The 24595-nt window shown below is 69.2% G+C and carries 22 protein-coding genes; 12 read left to right on the top strand and 10 right to left on the bottom strand.

What is annotated here, in order from left to right:
* Window positions 1-26 precede the first annotated feature (26 nt).
* The 4 genes from AC5Y4Q_RS07130 to AC5Y4Q_RS07115 all read left to right on the top strand — a co-directional run bounded on the left by AC5Y4Q_RS07130 (window position 27) and on the right by AC5Y4Q_RS07115 (window position 3944).
* Window positions 27-815, top strand: a complete 789-nt coding sequence (locus AC5Y4Q_RS07130; RefSeq protein WP_235663936.1) for a TetR/AcrR family transcriptional regulator — start codon at window positions 27-29, stop codon at window positions 813-815.
* A gap of 194 nt (window positions 816-1009) precedes the next feature.
* Window positions 1010-2287 (top strand): PPE family protein, encoded by a 1278-nt coding sequence (locus AC5Y4Q_RS07125; RefSeq protein ID WP_064920516.1) that lies wholly within the window; start codon window positions 1010-1012, stop codon window positions 2285-2287.
* Window positions 2287-3594 carry a PPE family protein gene (locus AC5Y4Q_RS07120; protein ID WP_499958766.1) on the top strand — a complete coding sequence of 436 codons (1308 nt, stop codon included), beginning with the start codon at window positions 2287-2289 and terminating at the stop codon, window positions 3592-3594. The genes AC5Y4Q_RS07125 and AC5Y4Q_RS07120 overlap by 1 nt, the downstream gene beginning before the upstream one ends.
* Window positions 3591-3944, top strand: coding sequence for a DUF732 domain-containing protein (locus tag AC5Y4Q_RS07115; RefSeq protein ID WP_064920518.1), 354 nt, complete (start codon window positions 3591-3593; stop codon window positions 3942-3944). Before AC5Y4Q_RS07120 ends, AC5Y4Q_RS07115 begins: the two co-directional genes overlap by 4 nt.
* Before the next feature lie 47 nt (window positions 3945-3991).
* Here the strand turns inward: AC5Y4Q_RS07115 and AC5Y4Q_RS07110 are convergent, their stop codons facing one another.
* Window positions 3992-4441, bottom strand: a complete 450-nt coding sequence (locus tag AC5Y4Q_RS07110; RefSeq protein ID WP_064920519.1) for an Rv1352/Rv1906c domain-containing protein — start codon at window positions 4439-4441, stop codon at window positions 3992-3994.
* Window positions 4442-4470: 29 nt separating this feature from the next.
* Window positions 4471-5112 (bottom strand): class I SAM-dependent methyltransferase, encoded by a 642-nt coding sequence (locus tag AC5Y4Q_RS07105; protein WP_125225595.1) that lies wholly within the window; start codon window positions 5110-5112, stop codon window positions 4471-4473.
* A gap of 40 nt (window positions 5113-5152) precedes the next feature.
* Between AC5Y4Q_RS07105 and AC5Y4Q_RS07100 the strand changes: the two genes are divergently transcribed.
* The 4 genes from AC5Y4Q_RS07100 to AC5Y4Q_RS07085 all read left to right on the top strand — a co-directional run bounded on the left by AC5Y4Q_RS07100 (window position 5153) and on the right by AC5Y4Q_RS07085 (window position 12318).
* Complete coding sequence (locus tag AC5Y4Q_RS07100) at window positions 5153-5947, top strand: rhomboid family intramembrane serine protease (protein WP_125225596.1); 795 nt, start codon at window positions 5153-5155, stop codon at window positions 5945-5947.
* 146 nt (window positions 5948-6093) lie between these two features.
* A complete protein-coding gene (locus tag AC5Y4Q_RS07095) occupies window positions 6094-8151 on the top strand; it encodes an SGNH/GDSL hydrolase family protein (RefSeq protein ID WP_109535581.1) in 2058 nt (685 codons plus the stop codon).
* A 157-nt stretch (window positions 8152-8308) separates the two neighbouring features.
* A complete protein-coding gene (gene car, locus AC5Y4Q_RS07090; protein ID WP_064920522.1) occupies window positions 8309-11830 on the top strand; it encodes a carboxylic acid reductase in 3522 nt (1173 codons plus the stop codon).
* A 311-nt stretch (window positions 11831-12141) separates the two neighbouring features.
* Window positions 12142-12318: a hypothetical protein gene (locus AC5Y4Q_RS07085; RefSeq protein ID WP_165604367.1), complete on the top strand. Its 177-nt coding sequence runs from the start codon at window positions 12142-12144 to the stop codon at window positions 12316-12318.
* A gap of 10 nt (window positions 12319-12328) precedes the next feature.
* Here the strand turns inward: AC5Y4Q_RS07085 and AC5Y4Q_RS07080 are convergent, their stop codons facing one another.
* The 5 genes from AC5Y4Q_RS07080 to AC5Y4Q_RS07060 form a co-directional block, all read right to left on the bottom strand.
* Window positions 12329-13099: a L,D-transpeptidase gene (locus AC5Y4Q_RS07080; RefSeq protein ID WP_064920546.1), complete on the bottom strand. Its 771-nt coding sequence runs from the start codon at window positions 13097-13099 to the stop codon at window positions 12329-12331.
* A gap of 38 nt (window positions 13100-13137) precedes the next feature.
* Complete coding sequence (locus tag AC5Y4Q_RS07075; RefSeq protein WP_064920524.1) at window positions 13138-13620, bottom strand: hypothetical protein; 483 nt, start codon at window positions 13618-13620, stop codon at window positions 13138-13140.
* A gap of 28 nt (window positions 13621-13648) precedes the next feature.
* Window positions 13649-15751: an elongation factor G-like protein EF-G2 gene (locus AC5Y4Q_RS07070; RefSeq protein WP_064920525.1), complete on the bottom strand. Its 2103-nt coding sequence runs from the start codon at window positions 15749-15751 to the stop codon at window positions 13649-13651.
* A gap of 129 nt (window positions 15752-15880) precedes the next feature.
* Window positions 15881-16690: a HugZ family pyridoxamine 5'-phosphate oxidase gene (locus tag AC5Y4Q_RS07065; RefSeq protein WP_064920526.1), complete on the bottom strand. Its 810-nt coding sequence runs from the start codon at window positions 16688-16690 to the stop codon at window positions 15881-15883.
* A gap of 26 nt (window positions 16691-16716) precedes the next feature.
* Entirely contained in the window at window positions 16717-17124 is a 408-nt protein-coding gene (locus tag AC5Y4Q_RS07060) for a TIGR03668 family PPOX class F420-dependent oxidoreductase (RefSeq protein WP_064920527.1), read from the bottom strand.
* 129 nt (window positions 17125-17253) lie between these two features.
* Between AC5Y4Q_RS07060 and AC5Y4Q_RS07055 the strand changes: the two genes are divergently transcribed.
* Both AC5Y4Q_RS07055 and AC5Y4Q_RS07050 read left to right on the top strand, forming a co-directional pair.
* A complete protein-coding gene (locus AC5Y4Q_RS07055; RefSeq protein ID WP_064920528.1) occupies window positions 17254-18300 on the top strand; it encodes a S1C family serine protease in 1047 nt (348 codons plus the stop codon).
* 36 nt (window positions 18301-18336) lie between these two features.
* The gene (locus AC5Y4Q_RS07050; RefSeq protein WP_064920529.1) at window positions 18337-19017 is read left to right on the top strand and encodes a YoaK family protein; all 681 of its coding nucleotides are present in this window, start codon (window positions 18337-18339) and stop codon (window positions 19015-19017) included.
* Window positions 19018-19100: 83 nt separating this feature from the next.
* Here the strand turns inward: AC5Y4Q_RS07050 and AC5Y4Q_RS07045 are convergent, their stop codons facing one another.
* Window positions 19101-20093 carry an esterase family protein gene (locus tag AC5Y4Q_RS07045; protein WP_064920530.1) on the bottom strand — a complete coding sequence of 331 codons (993 nt, stop codon included), beginning with the start codon at window positions 20091-20093 and terminating at the stop codon, window positions 19101-19103.
* A 202-nt stretch (window positions 20094-20295) separates the two neighbouring features.
* On the opposite strand from AC5Y4Q_RS07045, the gene AC5Y4Q_RS07040 reads away from it, so the two are divergent.
* Together AC5Y4Q_RS07040 and AC5Y4Q_RS07035 are read left to right on the top strand one after the other, a co-directional pair.
* On the top strand, window positions 20296-21498 hold the full coding sequence (locus AC5Y4Q_RS07040; RefSeq protein ID WP_125225599.1) for a CoA transferase: 1203 nt from the start codon (window positions 20296-20298) through the stop codon (window positions 21496-21498).
* A gap of 18 nt (window positions 21499-21516) precedes the next feature.
* Window positions 21517-21972 (top strand): MaoC family dehydratase, encoded by a 456-nt coding sequence (locus AC5Y4Q_RS07035; protein WP_064920532.1) that lies wholly within the window; start codon window positions 21517-21519, stop codon window positions 21970-21972.
* On the opposite strand, the gene AC5Y4Q_RS07030 is transcribed toward AC5Y4Q_RS07035, so the two are convergent.
* Both AC5Y4Q_RS07030 and glnA read right to left on the bottom strand, forming a co-directional pair.
* Window positions 21960-22976, bottom strand: coding sequence for a MinD/ParA family ATP-binding protein (locus tag AC5Y4Q_RS07030; RefSeq protein ID WP_499958764.1), 1017 nt, complete (start codon window positions 22974-22976; stop codon window positions 21960-21962). The two genes, AC5Y4Q_RS07035 and AC5Y4Q_RS07030, sit on opposite strands and share 13 nt — an antisense overlap.
* 139 nt (window positions 22977-23115) lie before the next feature.
* Complete coding sequence (gene glnA / locus AC5Y4Q_RS07025; protein ID WP_064920533.1) at window positions 23116-24540, bottom strand: type I glutamate--ammonia ligase; 1425 nt, start codon at window positions 24538-24540, stop codon at window positions 23116-23118.
* Window positions 24541-24595 lie beyond the last annotated feature (55 nt).

Below are 24595 nucleotides of genomic sequence, written 5' to 3'. Positions count from 1 at the left end.
TAGCTAACGGTCGTTAGGATGAAGGCGTGCCCGGTCCCACTCGGCGGCGTAATTTGCGAGGTCACGGCGGGTTGCTGCGCGAGGAGATCCTGGCGGCGGCCACCCGGGTGATCGACAGCGCCGACAGCGAAGGCGAGGTCTCGCTGCGGCGCATCGCCCGGGAGGCCGGCATCGCGGCGCCGTCGGTCTACGCCCACTTCGAAGACCGCGACCGGGTCCTCGAGGCCGTCGCCGAAGCGAGCTGGGTCCAGGTCTCCGAGGAGATCGCAGACCACGTGCAGGCGGCCACCGACCCCCGGGAGCGCCTGCTGATCGGCTGCCGGGTCTATGTGTCCTTCGCCCAACGCCATCCGTTGCGCTATGCCCTGATGACCCAGGACGGTCATGCGCCGCCGGCCGCGCGCCAGGCGCTCGCAGTGGTCACCCGCGGGCTGCTGGCCTGCCGGGGACAAGTGCCGGGTTCCCCGTGCGGCGGTTCCGGCGTCGGCTCTCCTTCGTCGGGCCTCGCTGAACCGCGGGGTTCGTCGTACGGCGGTTCCAGCGTCGGCTCTCCTTCGTCGAGCCTCGCTGAACCGCCGGGTTCCTCCTACGGCGGTTCCAGCGTCGGCTCTCCTTCGTCGAGCCTCGCTGAACCGCCGGAAGCCGGTTCGGATCCGGACTCCGACCGGATCGCCGCCGCGCTGTCGGTGGCATTGCACGGCGTGGCGATGCTGCACCGCAGCGACGCGCCGAATCTGTGGCTCAGTGACTTCAGCACCGACGAGGTGATCCGGACCCTGGTCGACGCCGCGACCTTGTTGCTGGCCCGCGCCTGAGCCCATCACCGGCGCCGACGTGCGCCAACGGTGGCGGGGTCCGCCCCCGCGTCCGCTGTCCTATGTGATCGCTGCCACACGAATCGGCAGGATCGCTCACAGGTTCTTCCCGGCTACCTTCCAGCTGGTAACCGTAACTTCATCTTCTTGTTACATGCATGACCAAATAGCGCCAAACGCGGAGGCCGGATGACATGGAATTTGGAGCGATCCCGCCGGAGGTCCATTCCGGCCTGATGTACTCGGGCGCCGGGCCCGGACCGCTGTTGGCCGCCGCGGCCGCGTGGCAGGCGCTCGCCGGCGAGTTGCACACGGCGGCTGCGGCCTATCGATCGGTGATCGCCGACCTGGCCGGTATCTGGCACGGGCCGTCCGCGATGGCGATGGCCGCGGCCGCCACCCCGTATGCGGAATGGATCAGTGTCACCGCGTCTCGCGTCGAGCACGCCGCTGCCCAGGTCTCGTCGGCGGCCGCGGCATACGAGGCGGCATTCGCGGCACACGTTCCGCCCCCGGTGATCGAGGCCAACCGCAGTCTGTTGCTGACTCTGGTCGCGACCAACCTGCTGGGCCAGAACACCCCGGCGATCGCGGCCACCGAGGCCCTCTACGCGGAGATGTGGGCACAGGACGCCGCCGCCATGTACGGCTACGCGGGTTCCGCGGCGGCCGCCACGCAGCTCAGCGTGTTCGACCCGGCGCCGGAAGCCGCCGACCTGGCCTCTGATTCGACCCAGCTGGTCGCCGCGGCCGAGGCGGCCGGGGCCCGGACCGCCTCGGCCGCCCCGTCGAAGGTTTCGCAGCTGCTGTCGGCGGTGCCCAGAACACTGAGTGACCTCACCTCGTCCCCGGCGCAAGCCGCGCCATCACTCGGCGACGTGGGTTCGGGCCTCGGGGATCTCGCCAAGTTCCTGGGTGACCTCGCGGGGCCGTATTCGCCGCTTGGACATCTGGCAAACCTCGGCAGCGGGTGGTTGATCGCCGGGCAGCTGGTCGGCTTGGCCCAGAACCCGCCCGGGGTGGCCAGCCTGCTCAGCGGTCCGGCTCCGATCACCGGTGCCCTGGGGCCGCTGTCGGGTGGCTACATCTCCTCCCAGCTGCCACTCTCGGCGCTGGGCTCGGCGGGTAGTGCCACCGTGGCGGCCAGCACCGGACAGGCGGGTTTGGTCGGGTCGCTGTCGGTACCGGCGAGCTGGTCCACCGCGGCTCCGGCCGGCAAGGCACTGCCGGCGGTACTGTCGGGCAGCTCGGTCAGTTCCAGTGCCTCGGCGTTCGCCGTCGAGGGCTCATCGAGCGCGATGTTCAACGAAATGGCGCTGTCGAGCCTGGCCGGCCGCGCCGTCGGCGGCACCGCCGTGCAGTCCGTCGCGGGGGGCGCCGGCCGCGTGATCGACAAGGCGCCCGACACCGAGGCCCTGACCACGGCCACCATCCTGGTCATCCCGGTGCCCGAGGACGGAGGTGCGCCGTGATCGATTTCGCGCTGATACCGCCGGAGGTCACCTCCGGCCAGATGTACACCGGCCCGGGCGCCGAATCGCTGCTGGCCGCCGCCACCGCGTGGGAGGGGCTGGCCGCCGAGCTGCACTCGACGATGACCTCCTACCGGGCGGTGCTCACCAGCTTGACCGGCGAGGCGTGGGTCGGCACTTCGGCGGCGGCCATGATCGCCGCGGCGACGCCGTTCGTGGAGTGGATGTCGACCGCGGCCGCGCAGGCGACCCAAGCGGCGGTGCAGGCCGGTGCCGCGGCCAGCGCATTCGAGGTGGCGCTGGCCGCGGTGGTGCCGCCGCCGGTGATCGCGGCCAATCGCAGCCTGCGGGCAGCGTTGCTGGCGAGCAATACCTTCGGGCAGAACACCGCGGCAATCGCGGCCGCCGACGCGCAGTACGCGCAGATGTGGGCCCAGGACGCCGCGGCGATGTTCACCTATCAGGCCGCCGCGGCGGCCGCCACCCGGCTGACACCGTTCGCGCCGCCGCCACAGGCCGGCAACCCGGCCGGCAACACCGGACCGGGTGCCGCCGCTGCCGGGGACGCCTCCGAGATCGCCGGGATCTATGAGGGGCTGTTCAGCACTCTCGGCGGGGTGATGAAGTTCGGCGGCCTCGGCAACTTCGTGCTGAGCGGGCCCAACTTCGGCATGGTCCAGTTCAAGACGTTCTACAAGCCACAGGCGGTGCTGCCGGAGATTCCCAAGTCCGCGCTGGGGGCTGGGCTGGGCGGGAAAGGGATAGCTGGGCTGGGCGGGAAAGGGATAGCTGGGCTGGGCGGGAGCGGGATGAACGCCGGCATGACTCGCGCGGTGACGGCCGGTGTGGGCACCGCGCCGTCGGTCGGGGCACTGTCGGTGCCCCAGGGCTGGGCCACCGCCACCCCCGCCATCCGGCTGGCCGCGGCCTCGCTGCCGGCGGCCGGCGCCGCCGCGACACCGATGGCCGCGGCGACCGGCCTGCTCAACCCGGCCGCCCTGGGCGCGCTGACCGGCGGCGCGCTGGGCGCTCCCGGCTCGCAGCTGATCAACGGCGCCAACCTCCGCGGATCCGGCAAACCCGGCAAGGGCCAGGCCCCGGTGCAGCTCGACCGCGTCATCGCCCAGTTGCAGAAGCAGAAGGACGCCGTCCAGCACTGGCAGATCGACGAGGCCGGCCTGGATGACCTGCTCGAGGAACTGTCCAAGAAACCCGGCTTCCACGCGGTGCACCTGAAGAAGGCCGCCAAAGACAGCGGCGCCACCGGGGCCGCAGGCTCGGCCGCAGCGACGGTAGCGGGCCCGTGAAACTGCTACTGGCCCTGGCTGTTACGGCGGGACTCTGCCTTGCCGGTGCGGCTCCCGGGTACGCCGACCCCGAACGGGGCGCCCATCCCGATCCCGAAGACGCGGCCGGCGCTATCCACGACGCGGCCTTCCTGGAGTCATTGCGGGCCGCCGGGATCACCTACAGCAGCTCCGGTCAGGCCATCGAGGCTGCTCGCGCGGTCTGCGGCCTGGTCGACCGGGGCGAACCCGCCCTACAGGTGCTCTCCGACCTGAAGGACAACAATCCGGGTTTCACCACCGACGGTGCGGCGCAATTTGCCGCCATCGCAGCGCACACCTACTGCCCGCACCAGCTGATCAAGAAGTGACGGCCGCGTCCGACGAGCAGCAGCACCCGGCAGGACCTGTTCTCCAGTTAGCCGCCGCTGGGAGCGGGAGACGGGGCGGGCGGCCGGGGCTGGGGCACGAAGCCCTTCAGGACGTCGGGCAGGCCCACCGACTGCTGCGGTGCCGGAGCGCAGGTCGGCGGGCATTCGGTCAACTGCCAGGGCGCGCAGCGGTCGGTCCGGAACGCGGTGTCGCTGGGTTCGATCAGCACCACCTGCGCCTTCTTGGTCATTGCGCTGTCGACGATCTTGTCGCCGCTGACCCGGCGCCAATAGCAGGCATTGCCGTCGCGCGGCCCGTCGGAGCGGTAGGTCCCCGGGGCGATGTCCTTGCCGACGGTGAACGTGCCGTCGGTGTCGATCACCGACTTCGGCGCCGGTGGGGGAGTCGGCGTCGGTTCGGCCCCGGCGACCCCGCCGGCCGCCCAGGTCATCGCCAGCACGGCCGCCGCCGGCCCGGCCAACTTCTTCGGTCTCATACCAGGTGAGGGTACCGACCCGGAGGAGGCTACGGCTTGACGCCGACCGTCAGCAGGTCCGACACCAGCAGCGTCCAGGCCGGCCGCGCCACCCGGTGCTGGTCGGCGACGGTAAACCCGGCGTCGGTGAAGAGCGTGCGCATCTCGGTCGGCGTCGGCTGGTGTGCCGGACTCCACCGGCCGCCCAGCAACCGGCGCAGCGGAATGCGGTGGCGGGGGCTCAGCGCGGTGACCGCCGCCATCCCGCCCGGCGCCAGCACCCGATAGAACTCCCGTACTGCCGCCGGCTGGTCGAAGAAGTGAAACGCCGAGCTGGTCACGACCGCGTCGAGCGCCCCGTCATCGAACGGCAGGCGCTCGGCCGGACCGGTCAGCCACTGCACCCGCGTCGAGCGCGCCCGCGCCTCGTTGAGCATCCCGGTGGACATGTCCACGCCGTAGACGGCTTCGGGCCGCAATTCGCGTTCGATGCGGTCGGCGAGGATGCCGGTGCCGCAGGCGATGTCGGCGACGCGGGACGGTTGGTGCGTGCGCAGCGCGGCGACCAGCTCGTCCTGGGCCGGCCGATACACCCAGCGTTGCAGGTAGCGGGCATCGTAGGCGGGCGCAGCCCAGGTCCAGAACCGGGTGATCGCGTGGTTGAATCCTCTGCGCGGGATGGGAGCTGCCACGGCGTGAAATCTACCGCCGCGCCGATGAGAAGGTGTAACCATGACCGTCTGCTACCGGCACCCCGACCGGCCCACCGCGCTGCGCTGCACCCGATGTGAGCGCTACATCTGCGGCGACTGCATGCGTAGCGCCGCCGTCGGGCAGCACTGTGTGGACTGTGCCCAGCAGGACGCCGCGCCGCGCCGGTCCCGCCCGCTGGTCCGGGCCGCCTCTGGGACGCCGGTGATCAGCTACGGGCTGATCGCGCTGAACGTGCTGGCCTTCATCGGGCAGATGTCGTCTCACCAGCTGGACTCCGAGTTGGTGCTCTGGTCACCAGCGGTCGCCGAGGGGCAGCTCTACCGCCTGCTGACGTCGGCGTTCCTGCACTACGGCCCGATGCATCTGCTGCTGAACATGTGGGCGCTGTATGTGATCGGCCCGTCGTTGGAGGGCATGCTCGGCCGGATACGGTTCAGTGCGCTGTACCTGCTCAGCGCGCTGGGCGGCTCGGTCGCGGTCTATCTGCTGGCGCCGCTGAACACCGCCACCGCCGGCGCCTCGGGCGCCATCTTCGGCTTGTTCGGCGCGACGTTGATTGTCGGTCGACGGCTGCGGATGGACGTGGGCTGGGTCGCCGCGGTGATCGGAATCAACCTGGTGTTCACCTTCACCATCCCGCGGATCAGCTGGCAGGGGCATGTCGGCGGGTTGCTCACCGGGTTGGTGGTCGCGCTGGCCTACGTGTATCCCCCGCAGCAGAGCCGGACTCGCATCCAGGCTTGGGCCAGTCTTGCGCTGCTGGCGCTGTTCGTTGCGCTGATCTGGTGGCGCACTGCCGAATTGGTCGCCTGACCTCAAGCGTGTCCTCCCGGTAGGACGCCTGCTTGCCCCCTAAGCTTTCGGTGGTCCACCAGCGAGAGGATCGACCAATCGGCGCCAACGGCGACCAGGATGAGATGAGTCGACCGGTCGGGAACCGGACTCGCCGGGCCACCACGATGCGCACCTCGGGCAAATCCCGCTGGGTTGCGCCGGCCCCGCGTGCCGCCCGGTTGACCACTGCACGCGCCGCGGACCGGATTCGGCGGGAGCGGCGACGGCCGGGCATTCACGCCCTCGACGGCCTGCGCGCGGTAGCCGTCGCGTTGGTGCTGGCCGATCACGGTGGCGTCCCCGGGGTGTCGGGTGGATTCATCGGCGTGGATCTGTTCTTCGTGCTGAGCGGATTCCTGATCACCTCGCTGCTGGTCGACGAGCTGCACCGGACCGGGCGAATCGACCTCAGAGGATTCTGGATCCGGCGCGGCCGACGGCTGCTGCCCGCCCTGGTGCTGATGGTGCTGACCGTCGCGATCGCCCACGAGCTGCTGCCGTCGGACGCGGTGGTGGGGCTACGAGAGGACGCGGTCGCGGCGTTTTTCTGGGTGGCCAACTGGCGATTCGTCGCCCAGCACACCGACTACTTCACCGAGGCGGGCACGCCGTCACCGCTGCAGCACACCTGGTCGCTGGGTGTCGAGGAGCAGTACTACTTCCTCTGGCCGCTGCTGCTCATCGCCGTTGCCCTGCTGTTGGCGTTTCGGGCCCGGCGCCACGGCCGCCTGGCCACCGTCGGCGGGGTGCGCCTGACGGTCTTTCTGCTGGCCAGCGCCGGCGCGGCAGTGTCGGCGACAGCGGCCGAGGTGCTGGCCTCTGACGCCACCCGCGACCGCGTCTACTTCGGCACCGACACCCGGGCGCAAGCGCTGCTGATCGGCGCCGCGGCCGCGGCGCTGCTGGTGGCGGACTGGCCCGCGCTGACGGCCGGCTGGTCGGTGGTCCGCACCCGCCGGGGCCGCTGGGTCGCCCGGCTGTTGCCGCTGGCCGGGCTGGCCGTGCTGGCGGTGGCCGCACACCGCGCCACCGGTAGCGCCGCGGAGTTCCAGGGCGGTCTGCTGACCACCGTCGCCGTCGCCGCGATCGCGGTGATCGCGCCGGTCGCGCTGCACCAGAGCGGGCTGGTGGCCCGCGCGTTGGCCTGGGCTCCGCTGGTCTGGCTGGGGACCATCTCCTACGGCGTGTACCTGTGGCACTGGCCGGTCTTTTTGGTGCTCACCGGCGAGCGCACCGGATGGTCGGGATGGACGCTGTTCGCCGCGCGGTGCGCCGTCACCTTGGTGGTGGCCGGGGTGTCCTGGTGGGCCATCGAGGAGCCGATCCGCCGCTGGCGGCCGGCGCAGGTCTCCCTGCTGCCGCTGGGTGCGGCGGTGAGCGCCACCGCGGTGGCGGTCACGGTGTTCGTGGTTCCGGTCGTCGAGCGGCCCACCGCCGAGACCGGCGTGATTCCCGACGTGGCCGCGGCCGCGGCGGTGTCCCCGTCGCCGCCGAGCCGCCAGCGTCCGGCGCCGGTGCGCCATGACCCCAACCGGCCGCGCACCGTTTCGGTGTTCGGTGACTCGATCGGGTGGACCGTGATGCACTATCTGCCGCCCACCCCCGGCTACCACTTCATTGACCACACCGTCGTCGGTTGCAGCATCGTGCGGGCCGGGCCCTACCGCTGGGCCGGCAAGACCATCGATCAGGGGTCCGAGTGCGACGGGTGGCCGGCGCGGTGGGCGCGGCAGGTCAAGGCCGACCAGCCCGACGTGGTGCTGCTGTTCGCCGGCCGCTGGGAGACCGTGGACCGCGTCAACGAGGGCCAGTGGACCCACATCGGTGACCCGACGTTTGACGCCTACCTGACCGCGGAGCTGCGGCACGCCCTCGACGTGCTGGAGTCCGCCGGCAGCCGCGTTGTGGTGACGACGGTGCCCTACAGCCGCTATGGCGAGCGGCCCGACGGCAGCCTGTGGCCGGAGGACGATCCGAAACGCGTCGACCGCTGGAACGCCCTGCTGCGCCGAGTGGTCGCCGGGCGTGAGGCCGTGACGGTGATGGATCTGAACAAGAAGCTGGGGCCGAACGGCACCTACACCGCGAAAATCGACGGGATCAAGGTGCGCAGCGACGGCATTCACCTCACGCCCGAAGGGGTGAAGTGGCTGCTGCCGTGGCTGGAGGAATCGATCAGCTGATGTGGCCGAGCACCGGCTCTGACCTGCATTGAGTGCAACGTCACAGCGGTCTCGAGGTGCCGGAATAAAATTAGTTTTGCTAACGTAGTTTTTATCGGCGCAGCGTCGCGCCCCTTCAAAAAACACTTCTGCGAGATATCCCTTTAGAGGTTGCGTTATGACGACTACTACCCCCTTTGCCAACGACCAGCAGTCCCGCCGCGTCGCCGAGCTGGCCGCCGCCGACCCCCAATTCGCCGCCGCCCAACCCGACCCAGCCGTCGCCGACGCCGCCGCGCAGCCCGGACTGGCCCTGCCGCAGCTCGTGCAGACCGTGCTGGCCGGCTACGCCGAGCGGCCCGCGCTGGGCCAGCGCGCCGTCGACTTCGTCGCCGACCCGGCGACCGGCCGCACCGTCGCACAGTTGCAGCCCCACTTCGACACCATCACCTACGGTGAGCTGGCCGACCGGATCGGCGCCCTGGCCGCCGCCCTGGTCGCCGCCGCGGTCCGGCCCGGAGATCGTGTCGCGGTGCTGGGCTTCACCAGCGTCGACTACACCGTTATCGACGTGGCGCTGGGCCAGATCGGTGCCGTCTCGGTGCCGTTGCAGACCTCCGCGTCAGTCAGCACCTTGACCCCGATCGTGGCCGAGACCCAACCGCGCATCATCGCCGCCAGCGTCGACTCGCTGGCCGACGCGGTTGAGCTGGTGCGATCCGGCCCCGCCCCGACCCGCCTGGTGGTCTTCGACTACCACGAGCAGGTCGATGACCACCGGGAAGCACTGGCCGACGCCCGTGCGCAGCTGGCCGGCGTCGAGGTCGTCGTCGAGCCGCTGGCCGAGATGCTCAGCCGTGGCCGGGCCTTGTCGCCGGCAAACCTCCCGGCCCCCGACCCCGGTGCGGACCGCGACCCGCTGGCCCTGCTGGTCTACACCTCCGGCAGCACCGGCGCCCCCAAAGGCGCGATGTACCCACAAAGCAATGTGGCGCGGATGTGGGTGCGGTCGGCCAAGAACTGGTTCGGCCCGAGTGCCGCGTCGATCACGCTGAACTTTATGCCGATGAGCCACATCATGGGCCGCGGCATCCTCTATGGCACCCTCGGCAACGGCGGTACCGCCTACTTCAGCGCCCGCAGTGACCTCTCCACCTTCCTCGAGGACCTCGCGCTGGTGCGGCCCACCGAGATGAACTTCGTGCCCCGCATCTGGGAGATGCTCTACCAGCACTTCCAGAGTGAAGTGGACGGCGCTGCAGGCGACCCGGCCGCCGAGGCGCAGGTGCTGGACCGGATGCGCCGCGAGCTGCTCGGCGGCCGCTGCATCTTCGCGATGACCGGCTCCGCGCCGATCTCCGAGGACTTGCGTTCCTGGGTTTCCGAACTCACCCAACAGCACGTGCTGAACGGCTACGGATCCACCGAAGCCGGCATGGTGCTTTTCGACGGTGTGGTGCAGCGGCCCCCGGTGCTCGACTACAAGCTGGTCGACGTACCCGACCTGGGCTACTTCTCCACCGACACGCCGCACCCGCGCGGTGAACTGCTGCTCAAGAGCGAGAACCTGTTCCCCGGTTACTACAAGCGCCCGGAGATCACCGCCGAGGTGTTCGACGCCGACGGTTACTACCGCACCGGTGATGTCGTCGCCGAGGTCGGACCCGACCAGCTGGTCTACGTCGACCGGCGCAACAACGTGCTCAAGCTGGCCCAGGGCGAGTTCGTCACGCTGGCGAAGCTGGAGGCGGAGTTCGGCAACAGTCCGCTGGTGCGCCAGATCTACGTCTACGGCAACAGCGCCCAGCCCTACCTGCTGGCTGTGGTCGTGCCGACCGAGGACGCGGTGACGCGCTTCCCGGATTCCGCCGGGCTCAAGACGGCGATCGCCGACTCCCTGCAGCAGGTGGCTCGCGACGCCGACCTGCAGTCCTACGAGGTGCCGCGCGACTTCATCGTCGAGACCGAACCGTTCACGCTGGAGAACGGACTGCTCACCGGCATCCGCAAGCTGGCGTGGCCAAAGTTGAAGGCGCACTACGGTGATCGCCTTGAGCGGCTCTACGCCGAGCTGGCCGAGGGACAGGCCAACGAGCTGAGCGAACTGCGGGCGCATGGAGCGGACCGCCCCGCGCTGGAGACCGTCAGCCGGGCCGCCGCCGCGCTGCTGGGCGCCTCGGCTGCCGACCTGGCGCCCGACGCCCACTTCACCGATCTGGGCGGGGACTCGCTGTCCGCGCTGACCTTCGGCAACCTGCTGCGCGATATCTTCGACGTCGACGTGCCCGTCGGTGTGATCGTCAGCCCGGCAAGCGATCTGGCGTCACTCGCCGTCTACATCGAGGAGCAGCGGCGCGGAGCCCAAGCCGGGTCCAGGCAGCCCAGCTTCGCCTCGGTGCACGGTCGGGATGCCGTCGAGGTGGCTGCCGCCGACCTGACGTTGGACAAGTTCCTCGACGAGGCCACCCTGGCGGCGGCACCTTCATTGCCCGGTCCGTCCGAGCAGGTGAGCACCGTGCTGCTGACCGGCGCGACCGGCTTCCTCGGCCGCTACCTGGCCCTTGAGTGGCTCGAGCGGCTGGCGCCGGTGGACGGCAAGCTCATCTGCCTGGTGCGGGCGCGCTCCGACGCCGATGCCCGCCGCCGCCTCGACGCTGTTTTCGACAGCGGGGACGCGAAGCTGCTGGCCCGCTACAGCGAGCTGGCGGCCAAGCACCTGGAAGTCATCGCCGGCGACAAGGGCGAGGCGAATCTCGGCTTGGAGCAAGAGGTTTGGCAGCGGCTCGCCGATACCGTCGACGTGATTGTCGACCCGGCGGCCCTGGTCAACCACGTGTTGCCCTACAGCGAGCTGTTCGGCCCCAACGCCGTCGGCACCGCCGAGCTGATCCGGGTCGCGCTGACCAGCAAGATCAAGCCGTTCACCTACTTCTCCACCATCGGTGTCGGTGACCAGATCCCGCTGGGCAAGTTCACCGAGGACGCCGACGTGCGGGTGATGAGCCCGGTGCGGGCGATCAACGACGGTTACGCCAATGGCTACGGCAACAGCAAGTGGGCCGGCGAGGTGCTACTGCGCGAGGCCCACGACCTGTGCGGCCTGCCGGTAGCGGTGTTCCGCTGCGACATGATCCTGGCCGACACCAGCTACGCCGGCCAGCTCAACCTGCCGGACATGTTCACCCGGATGATGTTCAGCCTGGTCGCCTCCGGTGTCGCCCCCGGTTCGTTTTACGAACTGGACGCCGACGGCAACCGTCAGCGCGCCCACTACGACGGGCTGCCGGTGGAGTTCATCGCCGAGGCGTCCACCACCTTGGGTGCCGGCGCCGGTGACGGGTTTGCCACGTACCACGTGATGAACCCGTACGACGACGGCCTGGGCATGGACGAGTTCGTGGACTGGCTGATCGAGGCCGGCTACCCGATTCGGCGGATCGACGATTACGGCGACTGGCTGCAGCGGTTCGAGACCACCCTGCGCGCATTGCCGGAGCGGCAGCGCCAGGCGTCCCTGCTACCGCTGCTGCACAACTACCAGAAGCCGCAGCCGCCGATCTGCGGGTCGATCGCACCGACCGATCGCTTCCGGGCAGCGGTGCAGGAAGCCAGGATCGGTGCGGCTAACGACATCCCGCACGTCACGCCGGCGGTGATCGTCAAGTACATCACCGACCTGCAGCTGCTCGGGTTGCTGTGACCTAACCCCGGCGAGCAGCCGCGAAAGCTCCCTGACGGAACCCCCGCAGGGGGCTTTCGCGACTGCGCGCGCTTAAAGGCTTCTGCGCGTTTGCGTTTGACGGCCCCGGATTTCGATGCCACGATGGACGGCAACGACATCCCCGTGTGTCTCGGCCGGAAGGAGGTGAGGGCGAAGTGAGTCCCAGTGACGGTCCGTATCCGTGTTCAACCCGTCTGTCCCTCACCGGCCCCGGCGTCTCCGCCGCGGCCTGAACCGCGAATTCCGCCGACCCGGAAGGGTTGTGTCGGGCGTCCCGGCAGGAGAAAATCATGGCCTTCGTTGTCACCCACCGTATTTCGACGATCCACGGGTCGGCGGTCCGCCAGGCGAGCCGCCGCGTGGTCGGCCGGCTGCGCCACCTGGGCGCGCCGCTGGAGATGAGCCCGCAGCAGCGCACCGAGCGCTACGTGGCGCACATGCCGACGGCCGTACTGGGCGCCTGCTGAGTGCCGCGCTCTAGGCCTGCACCACGATCGGGTCGCCCAGGTGCACGGTGTCGAAGTACCACGCTGCGTTGTCCGGGCTGAGGTTGATGCAGCCGTGGCTGACGTTCGAGTAGCCCTGCGAGTCCACCGACCAGGGCGCCGAGTGCACATACACCCCGCTCCACGTCACCCGAACCGCGTACTCGCCGTTGAGCAGGTAACCCTCGGGGTCGTTGAGCGGAATGCCGATGGTGCGCGAATCGAACTTGATCTTGCGCTCCTTCGACAATGCGGTGAACGAACCGATCGGGGTGGGGCGCTTGGGCTTACCCATCGACGCCGGCATCACCCGTAGGGTCTCGCCGTTGACGCTGACGGTGAAGGTGTGGTCGGAGATATCGGCGACTCCCAGCACGGCGTCACCGGTCTCGAAACCCGTCGACATGCCGTGGGCGTCGATGCTGATCTTGCTGTGCGGTGACCAGTAGCCATCGGGAACCCAGTGCACGACGTCGTCGCCGACCCACTCGAAGTGCCCGGCGGATGTCCCCGACACCGGTTTCCCGGACGCCGCGATGTGGATGCCACGCTCGGCGCCGGCCCGGTCACCGACCGGCCCGGCGAACCGCACGATCACCGGATAGGCCACCCCTACCACCGAACCGTCGGCCGGTTCGATCGCCGCGACGGCGAAGCCCGGCGCCGGCGATGTCTGCGCCGCCTGGCTGACGCCGGTGGACGCTCCCATCACCAGGGCCACCGACCCGGCCATCGCCAAAAACCCCCGCCACACCTTGTGCATGGTCTCCATTGTGCCAAGCGCAAGGGTGCGGCGCAGATCTAGCGATTCTCCGCCGGCGCCAGCAGGCTGCCCCAGGCCGCCTTGGTCCCGGATTCGCCGATGGTGTGGATTGCGAACATCGACGCTCCGGCCAAGGCGATCACCACCGCGACGATGCCCACCCGCACCGCCGGCGCCACCCTGCCGCCGCGGGACACCGCCACGTGCAGGCCGGCCAGCAGTGCCGCCGCAGCGGTCAGGCCCAGCGCCATGTAGAGGCCGTATTCGCCGGCAGCCATATGCCGGTCGAGGTCAGGCGATCCGCCGACCTTGCCGGTGTCGGCCAGCCATTCGCCGGCGGTGACCGTCGCCGGGGTGACGAGCAGCGTCAGGCCGGCCAGTGTGGCCACCAGCCAGACCAGCCGCCGGCGGGCTGCCGGCCACACCGCACACACGATGAGCAGGATCGCGGTCAGCGGCACCAGCACCACCACGAAGTGCAGCAGCAGGACGTGGGCGGGCAGCCCGGCGATTGTCGACATCGATGCCCTTTCGTTTTCCAGCGCGGGGTCAGGCGCTGCTGCCGGCGGCGTGCGCGGCCGCCGACTCCGACAGCGGCTCGTATCGGGCGAACCCGCGGGTGAACGAACCGGCTCCGTGCGTCAGCGAACGCAGGTCGACCGCGTAGCGGATCAGCTCGATCTGGGGCACTTCGGCTTTCACACAGGTGCGGTCGGCACCGACTTTATCGGTGCCCAGCACCCGGGCGCGACGGGCCGACAGATCGCCCATCACCGCACCGATCAGGTCGTCGGGCACCAGCACCGTGACGTCGTCGATCGGCTCGAGCAGCCGCACCCGGCCAACGGCGGCGGCGTCGCGCAGCGCCGCCGCCCCCGCCATCTGGAACGCGAAGTCTGAGGAGTCCACACTGTGTGCCTTGCCGTCGAGCAGCGTGACCCGGATGTCGACCACGGGGTATCCCTCGCCGGACTCGCCGGTGAGCCCCCGCTGCATCTGCGCGCGGACGCCCTTCTCCACGCTGGGGATGAACTGGCGGGGGACCGCCCCGCCGACCACCCGGTCGACGAACTCGAAACCAGAGCCCTGCGCAAGCGGTTCGACCTCGATGTCGCAGACCGCGTACTGGCCGTGTCCGCCGGACTGCTTGACGTGCCGGCCGTGGCCTTTGGCCTTGGCGGCGAACGTCTCCCGCAGCGCCACGCGGAGCGCAACGGTGTCTACTGCCACTGCGTAGCGATTAGCCAGCGTGTCGAGCACCATGCCCGAATGTGCCTCGCCCATGCACCACAGCACCGTCTGATGGGTCTCCGGATTCTGTTCGATGCGCAGTGTCGGGTCTTCGGCGCCCAGCCGCGCCAACCCGACCGACAGCTTGTCGTCATCGGTTTTGGCCCGGGGTTGCACGGCGACGGGGAGCAGCGGGTCGGGCATCGTCCACGGCTTGAGCACCAGCGGCTCCGATTTGTCCGACAGCGTGTCGCCGGTCTCGGCCCGGCTGAGCCGGCCGATGGCACAGATGTCACCGGCCACCACGGTCTGCGCCGGCCGCTGCTGTTTACCCAGCGGGAACGACAGTGTGCCGATGCGTTCGTCCTCGTCGTGGTCGACATGGGTGCTCGGCGCGCCGAAAATAGCCGAAAAGTGACCCGACACATGGACGCTTGCATCGGGCCGGATGGTTCCGGAGAAGACCCGGACCAGGCTGATCCTGCCGACGTAGGGGTCCGACGTCGTCTTGACCACCTCCGCCAGCAGTGGCTCGGCGCAATCGCAGCGCAGACTGTGATGCGGTGCGCCCTGCGGGGTAAAGACCTCCGGCAGCGGATGTTCCAGCGGCGAGGGGAAGGCGCTGGTGGCGACGTCCAGCAGTTCGGTCAGGCCGACCCCGGTGGTGCTGCACGCCGGGATCACCGGGAAGAAGGAGCCGCGGGCGACGGCCTTTTCCAGGTCGTCGATCAGTACTTCGCGATCGATCTGCTCACCGCTGAGGTAGCGCTCCATCAGCGACTCGTCTTCGGACTCTTCGATGATCCCCTCGATCAGGGCGCCGCGCTGCTCCGCGACCGACTCGACGTGCGCCGCGTCCGGGCTCAGCAGCCCGATCAGTGCGTCGCCGCCCGGAAGGTACAGCGGTAATACTTTGCCGCCGAAGGCGGTTTGTGCGGCGGCCAGCACCTGAGGGTAGTTCGCCCGGGCATGATCCAATTTGGTGATGACCACCGCCCGTGGCATGCCGACTTGATCGCACTCCTGCCACAGCGCTTTGGTCGGGGCATCGATTGTCTCGTTCGCGGCGATGACAAACAGGGCACAGTCCGCGGCGCGCAATCCGGCCCGCAGCTCACCGACGAAGTCGGCGTACCCGGGGGTGTCGAGCAGGTTGACCTTGATGCCGGCATGGGGCAGGGAAGCCAGCGCCAAGCCCACCGATCGCTGCTGGCGGATCTCGGCGTCGTCGTAATCACAGACCGTGGTGCCGGCTGCCACCGACCCGGGCCGCGACAGCACCCCGGCCGCGACCAGCAACGCGTCGATCAGCGTGGTCTTCCCGCCGCCGGACGGGCCGACTACCACGACGTTACGGATGGCGGCGGGGCTGTCGGCGGGCGGCGCGGAACCATTTCCCGGCGGGGTCGTCTTGTCTGCCATCTGTGCCGCTCCTGGGGTCCGGCAATCGTTTGATAGCCACCCTTCCCCCAACCACCGCCCAGCACAAGGAATACGGCCAAAGCCGCCCCGATCTGCTCATCGGCGCCGCCGGGCACGCAGCGCCGGCGATTACTCGCCAGATCCGGCCCGGGCCAACCGGGCCAACTCCTTGGTTGCCTCGCGCAGTTCGTCAGCGGCGCGCAGCGGCCGCCGGTAGCCGACCCGGGTGTAGGCCACGCCGCGTTCGGTGACGACCTTGAGATCCAAGCCGTAGCGATCGGCGCCGGTGCAGGTGGCCTGGGTGGTGTCCGGGTACCCGCCCAGTGTCTTCGCCATCGCCAGCAACGCCCCGGCGTGGTCGGCGTTGAGGTGGGCGATCGCACCAGCCGCGCGCGGGGCAACCGGATCCGGCTGTGCGGCAGCGTATTCCGCGCCGGTCGCCGAATCCATCCGGCCATATCCGCCGACCCAGCGCACCCGCTGCACCTGCAACACCCACAGTGAGAAGTCGCTGTAGTCGATGTAGTACTTGCCGGCCGGCACCTGCGCCAGGTAGGCGTCGCGGGCCGCGGCGTAGTCGTCGCCGACGGGCTGCTGAACCACCCCCGCCAGCGTGACGCGCCCGCCGGCGAGCGGGTCGGAGTGTGCGCCCGGCTCCACCACCGCGAGGCTGGCCCGCGGATCGCGGGCCAGGTTGCGGCCGTGTTCGGCCAGCTGCGATACGCAGAGCACCGGCGCACCGCCCAGCAGCCCGTAGGTGACCAGCGAGGCCCACGGGTCACCGTCCGCGGTCAGGGTCGCCAGCGTGGCGGCGTTGGTGGCGGCGGTGATCGTGCGGGCTTCTTCGGCCGCCGACGGCCGGGCGTCGTTCGCCAGCGGAGTCAGCGCCGGCGGCACCGAGGGCGCGTCGCCCGGGTCGCCGTGATCCCGGTTGGCCATGCCGGCACACTACCCGGCCGTGCTGATCAGGCCCGCCATGCCGTCCAGTGTTCGACGGTAATCGCGATCACCGGCCCGACCAATGCAACCGACCGGTACTGCGGATACTTCGCTCGCAGGGCCGCATAGCCGGTATGCAAGGCGGCGCCGTCGCGGTGGACGGTCGCCGTCCCGTCGGCGCGCACCCACCACAGCTGCGACCAGTCGTCGTCGTACCGATCCACCAACACGCTGACCCGCGGGTTGGCTTCGATGTTGGTCAGGCGGCGCAGCCGCCGCGTGGTCTTGGCTTTGGCATCCACCGCGGTGTAGATCACATCGTCGGCCAGGGTGAAAACTATCGGCACCAGGTGCGGCCCGCCGTCGGGCGCCATGGTCGCCAGCCGGGCCACGCGGGCCCCGGCAAAGCGGGTTTGCGGGTCGAGGCCGCCCATCCGGCCAGCCTAGCCAGCCGCCAATACCGGTGGTTCCGGTAAGCTTTCTGTGTTTGTTTCGCTAACCCACCGTGAGCGGCGCGCAGGGTATTGGCGGGGCGCCTGACCTTGACCTCAGGAGGTAACCCAATGAGCGGATCGCATCGCCCTAGCCGGTGGTGGCTGCTCAGCGTGTCAGCGGTAGTGGCCGGTCTTGGGCTGGCCACGGCGCCGGTTCAGGCGGCGCCGACGCTGCCCAAGCCGCCGCTCGACCCTTCGGCGATGGTCGCTCAGGTGGGCCCGGCGGTGGTCAACATCGACACGCAGATGGGTTACCAGAGTGCGGTCGGCGCCGGAACCGGCATCGTCTTGGATCCGAACGGCATCGTGCTGACCAACAACCACGTCATCGCCGGCGCAACCGGGCTGACCGCGGTGTCGGTCGGCAACGGCCAGAGCTACGAGGTCGACGTGCTCGGCTTCGACCGCAGCCACGACGTGGCGGTGCTGCAGCTGCGCGGCGCCGCCGGCCTGCCGGCCGCCAACATCGGCGACTCGTCGCGGGTCGCCGTCGGGGACCCGGTGGTCGCGATGGGCAACGCCGGCGGGCAGGGCGGTACGCCCAGTGCGGTGCCCGGCAATGTCATCGGCCTGAACCAGACGGTCTCGGCCGCCGATGAGCTGACCGGCAGCACCGAGACGCTGACCAACATGATCAAGGCCGACACCGCGATCCGCCCCGGTGACTCGGGCGGTCCGATGGTCAACGCGGCCGGCCAGGTGATCGGGATGAACACCGCGGCGTCGGACAACTACAAGTTCGCCCAGCCCGGCGGCGAAGGCTACGCGATCCCGATCAACCAGGCGATGGCCATTGCCAACCAGATCCGGGCCGGTGTCTCGTCGCCCACCGTGCACATCGGCGAGACGGCGTTCATGGGTGTCGGCGTGGTGGACAACAACGGCGGCGGGGCACGCGTCGCCCAGGTGCTCGACGGCACCCCCGCCGCTGCGAGCGGCATCGCCCGCGACGACATCATCACCTCGGTCAACGGCCGGCCGGTGAACTCGGCCACCGATCTGACCGACGTGCTCGACCAGCGCCACCCGGGCGACACCGTCACGCTGACGTGGCGCAGCCCGATGGGCGGCGACCACAGCGCCGATATCACCCTGGTTCCGGGCCCGGTCGGCTGAGGCCAAGCCCGCAGAGCCGATCAGTACCAGGCGCACGTGATACGCCAGCACTACGACAGCGAAACCAAGCTGTCCTGGGCGCTTGCCGGGCTTGCCGGAGTGCTGGCAGCCACTGCATACACCCATTCGGAGGGCTACTTCGTCACGTTCATGACCGGCAATGCCGGACGTGCGGTGCTCGGGGTGTTCGACGGTAACGAGTGGCTGTCGATCTCGGCCGCGGCCCTGTTGTTCTCCTTTCTGGCCGGAGTGGTGACCGCATCGATCTGCCGACGTCGCGTCTGGCCTCAGCATCCGCACGGTGCGCTGCTGCTGACCGCAACCGCGCTGCTGACGGCGACCCTGGTCGACTGGATCCTGGAGGGCGGTCCGACGCTGCCGCTGCCGCTGCTGCCGATCCTGCTGGTCGCATTCGGAGTCGGCGCGCTGAACACCACCTTCGTGCGCGACGGCGAAGTGTCGATTCCCTTGAGTTACGTCACCGGCACGGTGGTGAAACTGGGGCAGGGCATCGAACGCCACCTCAGCGGCGGAACCGTCCACGACTGGCTCGGGCACTTCATGCTCTTCGTCGGCTACACCTCGGGCGCGGCCATCGGCGGCTGCATCAGCCTGGTCGCCGGCGGCACCTGGATGCTGGGCATCGCCACGGTCGTCTGCGTGCTGGCCATCTGGTTCACCCACCGCTACGTCGACCGCCGCGACGTGTGGCGGTAGTGCCGGCCCAAACGCCGAGACCGACGTTTTGCAGGCCCGCTCTCGGGTTTCTTCTGCAAAACGTCGGTCTCGGCTGAGGGGGATCAGGTCGGGTCGACACCCACACCCAGCGCCCGCTGGATGTCGGCCTTCATCGCGACCAGCTGCTGGTTCCAGTACGGCCAGTCATGCGTGCCGTCGGACGGGAAGTTGAACACCCCGTTGTTGCCGCCGGCGGCGGTGTAGTTCTGCTGGAACGTTTTGTTGGTGCTCAGCGTCATGCCCTCCAGGAACTTCGCCGGCAGGTTGTCGCCGCCGAGCTCGCTGGGCGTGCCGTTGCCGCAGTAGATCCAGATCCGGGTGCGGTTGGCTACCAGCCGCGGGATCTGCACCATCGGGTCGTTGCGCTTCCACGCCGGGTCGGAGGACGGACCCCACATGTTGGAGGCGTTGTAGCCGCCGGCGTCGCTCATGGCCATCCCGATCAACGTCGGCCACCAGCCCTCGGACGGGTTCAAGAAGCCGGAAAGCGCTGCGGCGTAGGTGAACTGCTGCGGGTAGTAGGCCGCCAGTGTCAGCGACGAGCTGCCCGCCATCGACAGGCCGACCACCGCGTTGCCGTAGGGCGAGACACTCTTGTTGGCCTGCAGCCAGGCCGGCAGCTCCCGGGTCAGGAAGGTCTCCCACTTGTAGGTCTGGCAGCCGGACTTGCCGCACGCCGGCTGGTACCAGTCGGAGTAGAAGCTGGACTGGCCGCCGACCGGCATGATGACCGACAGCCCCGAGCCGTAGTACTCCTCGAACGCCGGGGTGTTGATGTCCCAGCCGTTGAAGTCGTCCTGGGCACGCAGGCCGTCCAGCAGGTAGACGGCGTGGGTGCCGCCGGGCTGGAACTGCACTTTGACTTCACGGCCCATGGCCGCCGAGGGCACCTGCAGGTACTCCACCGGAAGCCCCGGACGGGAGAACGCCGACGCGTTGCCCGAACCACCGACGACCCCGACGAGGCCGCTCAGCAGTGCGGCCCCCACCGCCGCGACCATCAGCCGGCGCGGTAGCCGGCTCGCCGCGTGCCCCAACTTCTTGACGCTCTTCATAGCTTGTTTCCCATCCCAATGTCGTGCGGTCTAGCCCTTCTGCACGGAGTCAAACACGGTGGCGGCCCGTGACCCGTTCGCCGCCACGGGTTTTCATATCGCGGTTCGGCAACGATTGAGATTCGGCACGGACTCGCACCCCGCGGAGCCGCCATCTGCGTGGGCATATAGTCGACGTAATCATCGACACAAGGAGCAGGTCATGCAGCCCACTGCCGCGCGACCGCTGGCCGGAGTGCGCATCATCGAGATCGCCAGCTTCGTCGCGGTGCCGCTCGCCGGCATGACACTGGCACAGCTGGGCGCCGACGTGGTGCGGGTCGACCCGATCGGAGGGGCGGCCGACTACCGCCGCTGGCCGGTCACCGACGACGGTACGTCCCTCTACTGGACCGGGCTCAACAAGGGTAAGCGTTCCGTGGTCGCCGACCTGCGCACGCCGGAAGGGCAGCGTCTGGTGCAGCGCCTGATCGCCGAAAGCGGTGTGGTGCTGACGAATATGACTGGCCGGCAATGGCTTTCCTTCGACACGTTGGTGATGCAACGCCCCGATCTGATTCACCTCGAGGTGCTCGGACGTGCCGACGGCTCCACCGCCGTCGATTACACGGTGAATGCGGGTGTCGGCTTTCCGCTGGTGACCGGTCCGGCGGCATACGGTGCGCCGATCAACCACGTCCTGCCGGCCTGGGATATCGCCTGCGGGCTGCACGGTGCACTGGCGGTGGTCGCCGCGCTGCACCGCCGGGACCGCACCGGCGAGCCGTGCCGGATCCGGCTGGCGCTCGAAGACGTCGCGTTGGGCACCGCCAGTGCGCTGGGTTTCCTCACCGAGGCGATGGTCAACGGCACCCGGCGTGAACGCATCGGCAACGCGCTCTACGGTCAGTACGGCCAGACCTTCACCGGCAGTGACGGGGTCTCCTTCATGGTCGTCACGCTCACCGACCGGCACTTCCGTGACCTGACGGAATTGACCGGAACAACGAAAGTCATTGCCGCACTGGCCCAGGCACGCGATATCGACTTCACCGATGAGGGCCAGCGCTACCGTCACCGCGATGTGCTCACCGGCCTGTTCGACGGCTGGTTCGCCGAGCGGACCGGCGCGCAGATCGAAGCAGCGCTGGCCGGCACATCGCTGCTGTGGGACCGCTACCGCAGCTTCGCTGAGGTGGCCGCCGATGAGCGCCTGCGCGACAACCCGATGTTCACCGCGCTGCATCAGCCCCGGGTCGGGGAGTACCTGGCGGCCGGGCTGCCGGCGTCCCTGGACGGCACCCACCCGCCCGCGGTCGCCGCGCCCAGCCTGGGCGCCCATACCGGCCAGGTGCTGGCCGCGCTGGGAATGACACCCGACGATATCGACCTACTGCGCCAAAGCGGCACGGTGGCAACGGATTAGACAAAGGAGGCAAGGCCAATGCGGACCTTTCAATCGATCGAGGAACTCGCGGCATGCCAGGGCGAGCCGATCGGCCACAGCGACTGGGTGACCGTCACCCAGGACGCCGTCAACCTGTTCGCCGACGCGACCGGTGACCATCAGTGGATCCACGTCGACCCGGAGCGGGCCGCCGGCGGGCCGTTTGGAACCACGATCGCCCACGGGTATCTGACGCTGGCCATGCTGCCGCAGCTGATGCACCAGATCTACCGGCTCGAAGGCGTCAAACTGGCGATCAACTACGGATTGAACAAGGTGCGCTTCCCGGCTCCGGTGCCGGTCGGCTCCAAGATCCGGGCGGAGACCTCCGTCGTCGAGGTGACCGACGCCGGCGGTGGCGCCCATCAGGTGACTTTGTCGACCACGGTGTCCATCGATGGCAGCGCCAAGCCGGCCTGCGTCGCCGAGAGTGTCGTACGTTACATGCTCTGACTCGGGCCGCTCTTGGCTTCCCGGCCGCCGGGGCGCGCAGAGAAGTGCCGCGCGATGATCGCCGCGATCTGCAGGAAGCGCCGGCGGGTGTCCGGCGCCATCTCGCTGACCACGTCAATCACCCCGCCCGGCCGCAGGTGCGGATCGAACGGCACCTCGACCACCGCCTGCCCGTGCTGCAGGAACTGCGCGGTGAGCGCGGAGCGGGTGCGTTTGTCGGCGTGGCCGTCGGAGTCGTTGAGCACCACCACGCTGCGCTGCAGCAGACCGCCCTGGCCGCGGTCGGCTAGCCATTCCATGGTCTTGGCGGCCGCGCCCGCCCCGTCCGCCCACGGCGACGAGACCACGATCAATGCGTCCAGGTCGCGCAGCGCCTCCTGGGTGACCGCTGAGTCCATCGTGGAACCGCAGTCGATGATCGAGATGGTGAAGTGCCGGTCCAGGCGCAGCGCCGCCTCCCGGTACAGCGCCGCGTCGAGGACCCGGCGCCGCCCCGCGGCCGGCTCGCCGACCAGCACGTACAGCCCCGCGGCGTTGGCGCCCACCCGGCTGCTGATGTCGGCGAACGACTGCATGCTGGTATCGGCTGCCAGGTCCCAGTAGGAGCTGGTGGCGCGCGGGTCGATACGGCTGCCGAGCCGGCCGAAGGCGGTGTCGGCATCGACGGCCACCACGTGGTCGGCGCGGCGCAGCGCGGCGAATATCGAACCGACGCTGGCCGCCACCGTCGTCTTGCCCACGCCGCCTTTGCCCAGGACGCCGACCTTGTAACTGCCGTTGGGCATGGATCGGATGGCCGCCTCGTAGGCGGCCTCCTCGCGCTCGGCCGCCGACGGGCCCAGATTGACCAGCCCCAGCGTCGCCGCCAACACCACGCGCCGCCAGCCGCGGGTCGGGCGTGGCCGAGGCGGGGGACCGGGATACGGATGGGGCGCCTGCCCGGCCGGTTGCTGCTGTAGGGGCTGGCCCCAGGGCTGTTGTTGCGGCGGGACGCTGCTAGGCATGAAGTTGCCCCGCAAGAAGTCGTCGTCGGCGTTCATAGGCTCCTCGAGGCATCCGGCAGCGGCATGGTCAGGTGGCCCAACAATCCTGCAGCTTAATCGCGCAGGCGCCGATAGCGCGTCCGCCCCGGGTCCGCAGTCCTCAGCAGTCGTAGTACAGCGCGAACTCATACGGGTGCGGGCGCAGGTTGATCGGGGTGATCTCGTGCTCGCGCTTGTAGTCGATCCAGGTGTGAATCAAGTCCGGGGTGAAAACCCCGCCCTCGGTGAGGTATTCGTGGTCGGCTTCCAGATTGTCGATCACGTGGGCCAGCTGGGTGGGCGCCTTGGGGATGGCGGCGGCCTCGTCGGGCGGCAGTTCGTAGAGGTCTTTGTCGACCGGAGCGGCCGGCTCGATCTTGTTCTTGACGCCGTCGATGCCGGCCATCAGCATCGCCGCGAACGCCAAATACGGGTTGCCCGAGGAGTCCGGGCAGCGGAACTCCAGCCGCTTGGCCTTCGGGTTGGTGCCGGTGATCGGGATGCGCACGCACGCTGAGCGGTTGCGCTGGCTGTAGACCAGGTTGATCGGTGCCTCGAAGTGCGGCACCAGCCGCTTGTAGGAGTTGATGGTGGGGTTGGTGAACGCCAGCAGCGACGGCGCGTGGTGCAGAATCCCGCCGATGTAGTAGCGGGCGGTGTCCGAGAGCCCGGCGTAGCCGGCCTCGTCGTAGAACAGCGGTTCGCCGTCCTGCCAGACCGACTGGTGCACGTGCATGCCCGAGCCGTTGTCACCGAAGAGCGGTTTGGGCATGAAGGTGACGGTCTTGCCGTGTGCCCAGGCGGTGTTCTTGATGATGTATTTGAACTGCATCAGGTCATCGGCGGCGTGCAGCAGCGTGTTGAACCGGTAGTTGATCTCGGTCTGGCCGCCGGTGCCGACCTCGTGGTGGCCCCGCTCCACCAGGAAGCCGGCGTTCGTCAGGTTGGTGGTCATGGCGTCGCGCAGGTCGACGTACTGGTCATTGGGCGCTACCGGGAAGTAGCCGCCCTTGGGCCGGACCTTGTACCCGAGGTTGGGGCTGCCATCCGGCTCGGTGGCCCGCCCGGTGTTCCACCACCCGGCGACCGAATCCACTTGGTAGAACGAGCCGTTGATCTGAGAGTCGAAGCTCACCGAGTCGAAGATGTAGAACTCGGCTTCGGCGCCGAAGTAGGCGGTGTCGGCGATCCCGGTGGTGGCCAGGTAGTTCTCCGCTTTGCGGGCGACGTTGCGTGGGTCGCGCGAGTAGGGCTCGCGGGTGAACGGGTCGTGCACGAAGAAGTTCAGGTTCAGCGTCTTGGCCGCCCGGAACGGATCGATCCACGCGGTGTCGGGGTCGGGCAGCAGCAGCATGTCCGACTCGTGGATGGACTGGAAGCCGCGGATCGAGGAACCGTCGAACGCCAACCCGTCCTCGAAGATGCTCTCGTCCAGCGCCGAGGCCGGAATGGAGAAATGCTGCATCACGCCAGGCAGATCGCAGAACCGAATGTCGACATACTCGACCGACTCGTCGGCGACGAGTCGGAAAATATCGCCGGCCATAGAGGTCTCCTTTGCGCGCAGACAGCCAGACGATAGGCAATCCACATTTCCTGAA

It is taken from the genome of Mycobacterium sp. NGS16 (assembly GCF_059813225.1).
Note: the sequence above shows the minus strand (reverse complement) of the source record. Positions and strands in the feature narration are given on the sequence as shown.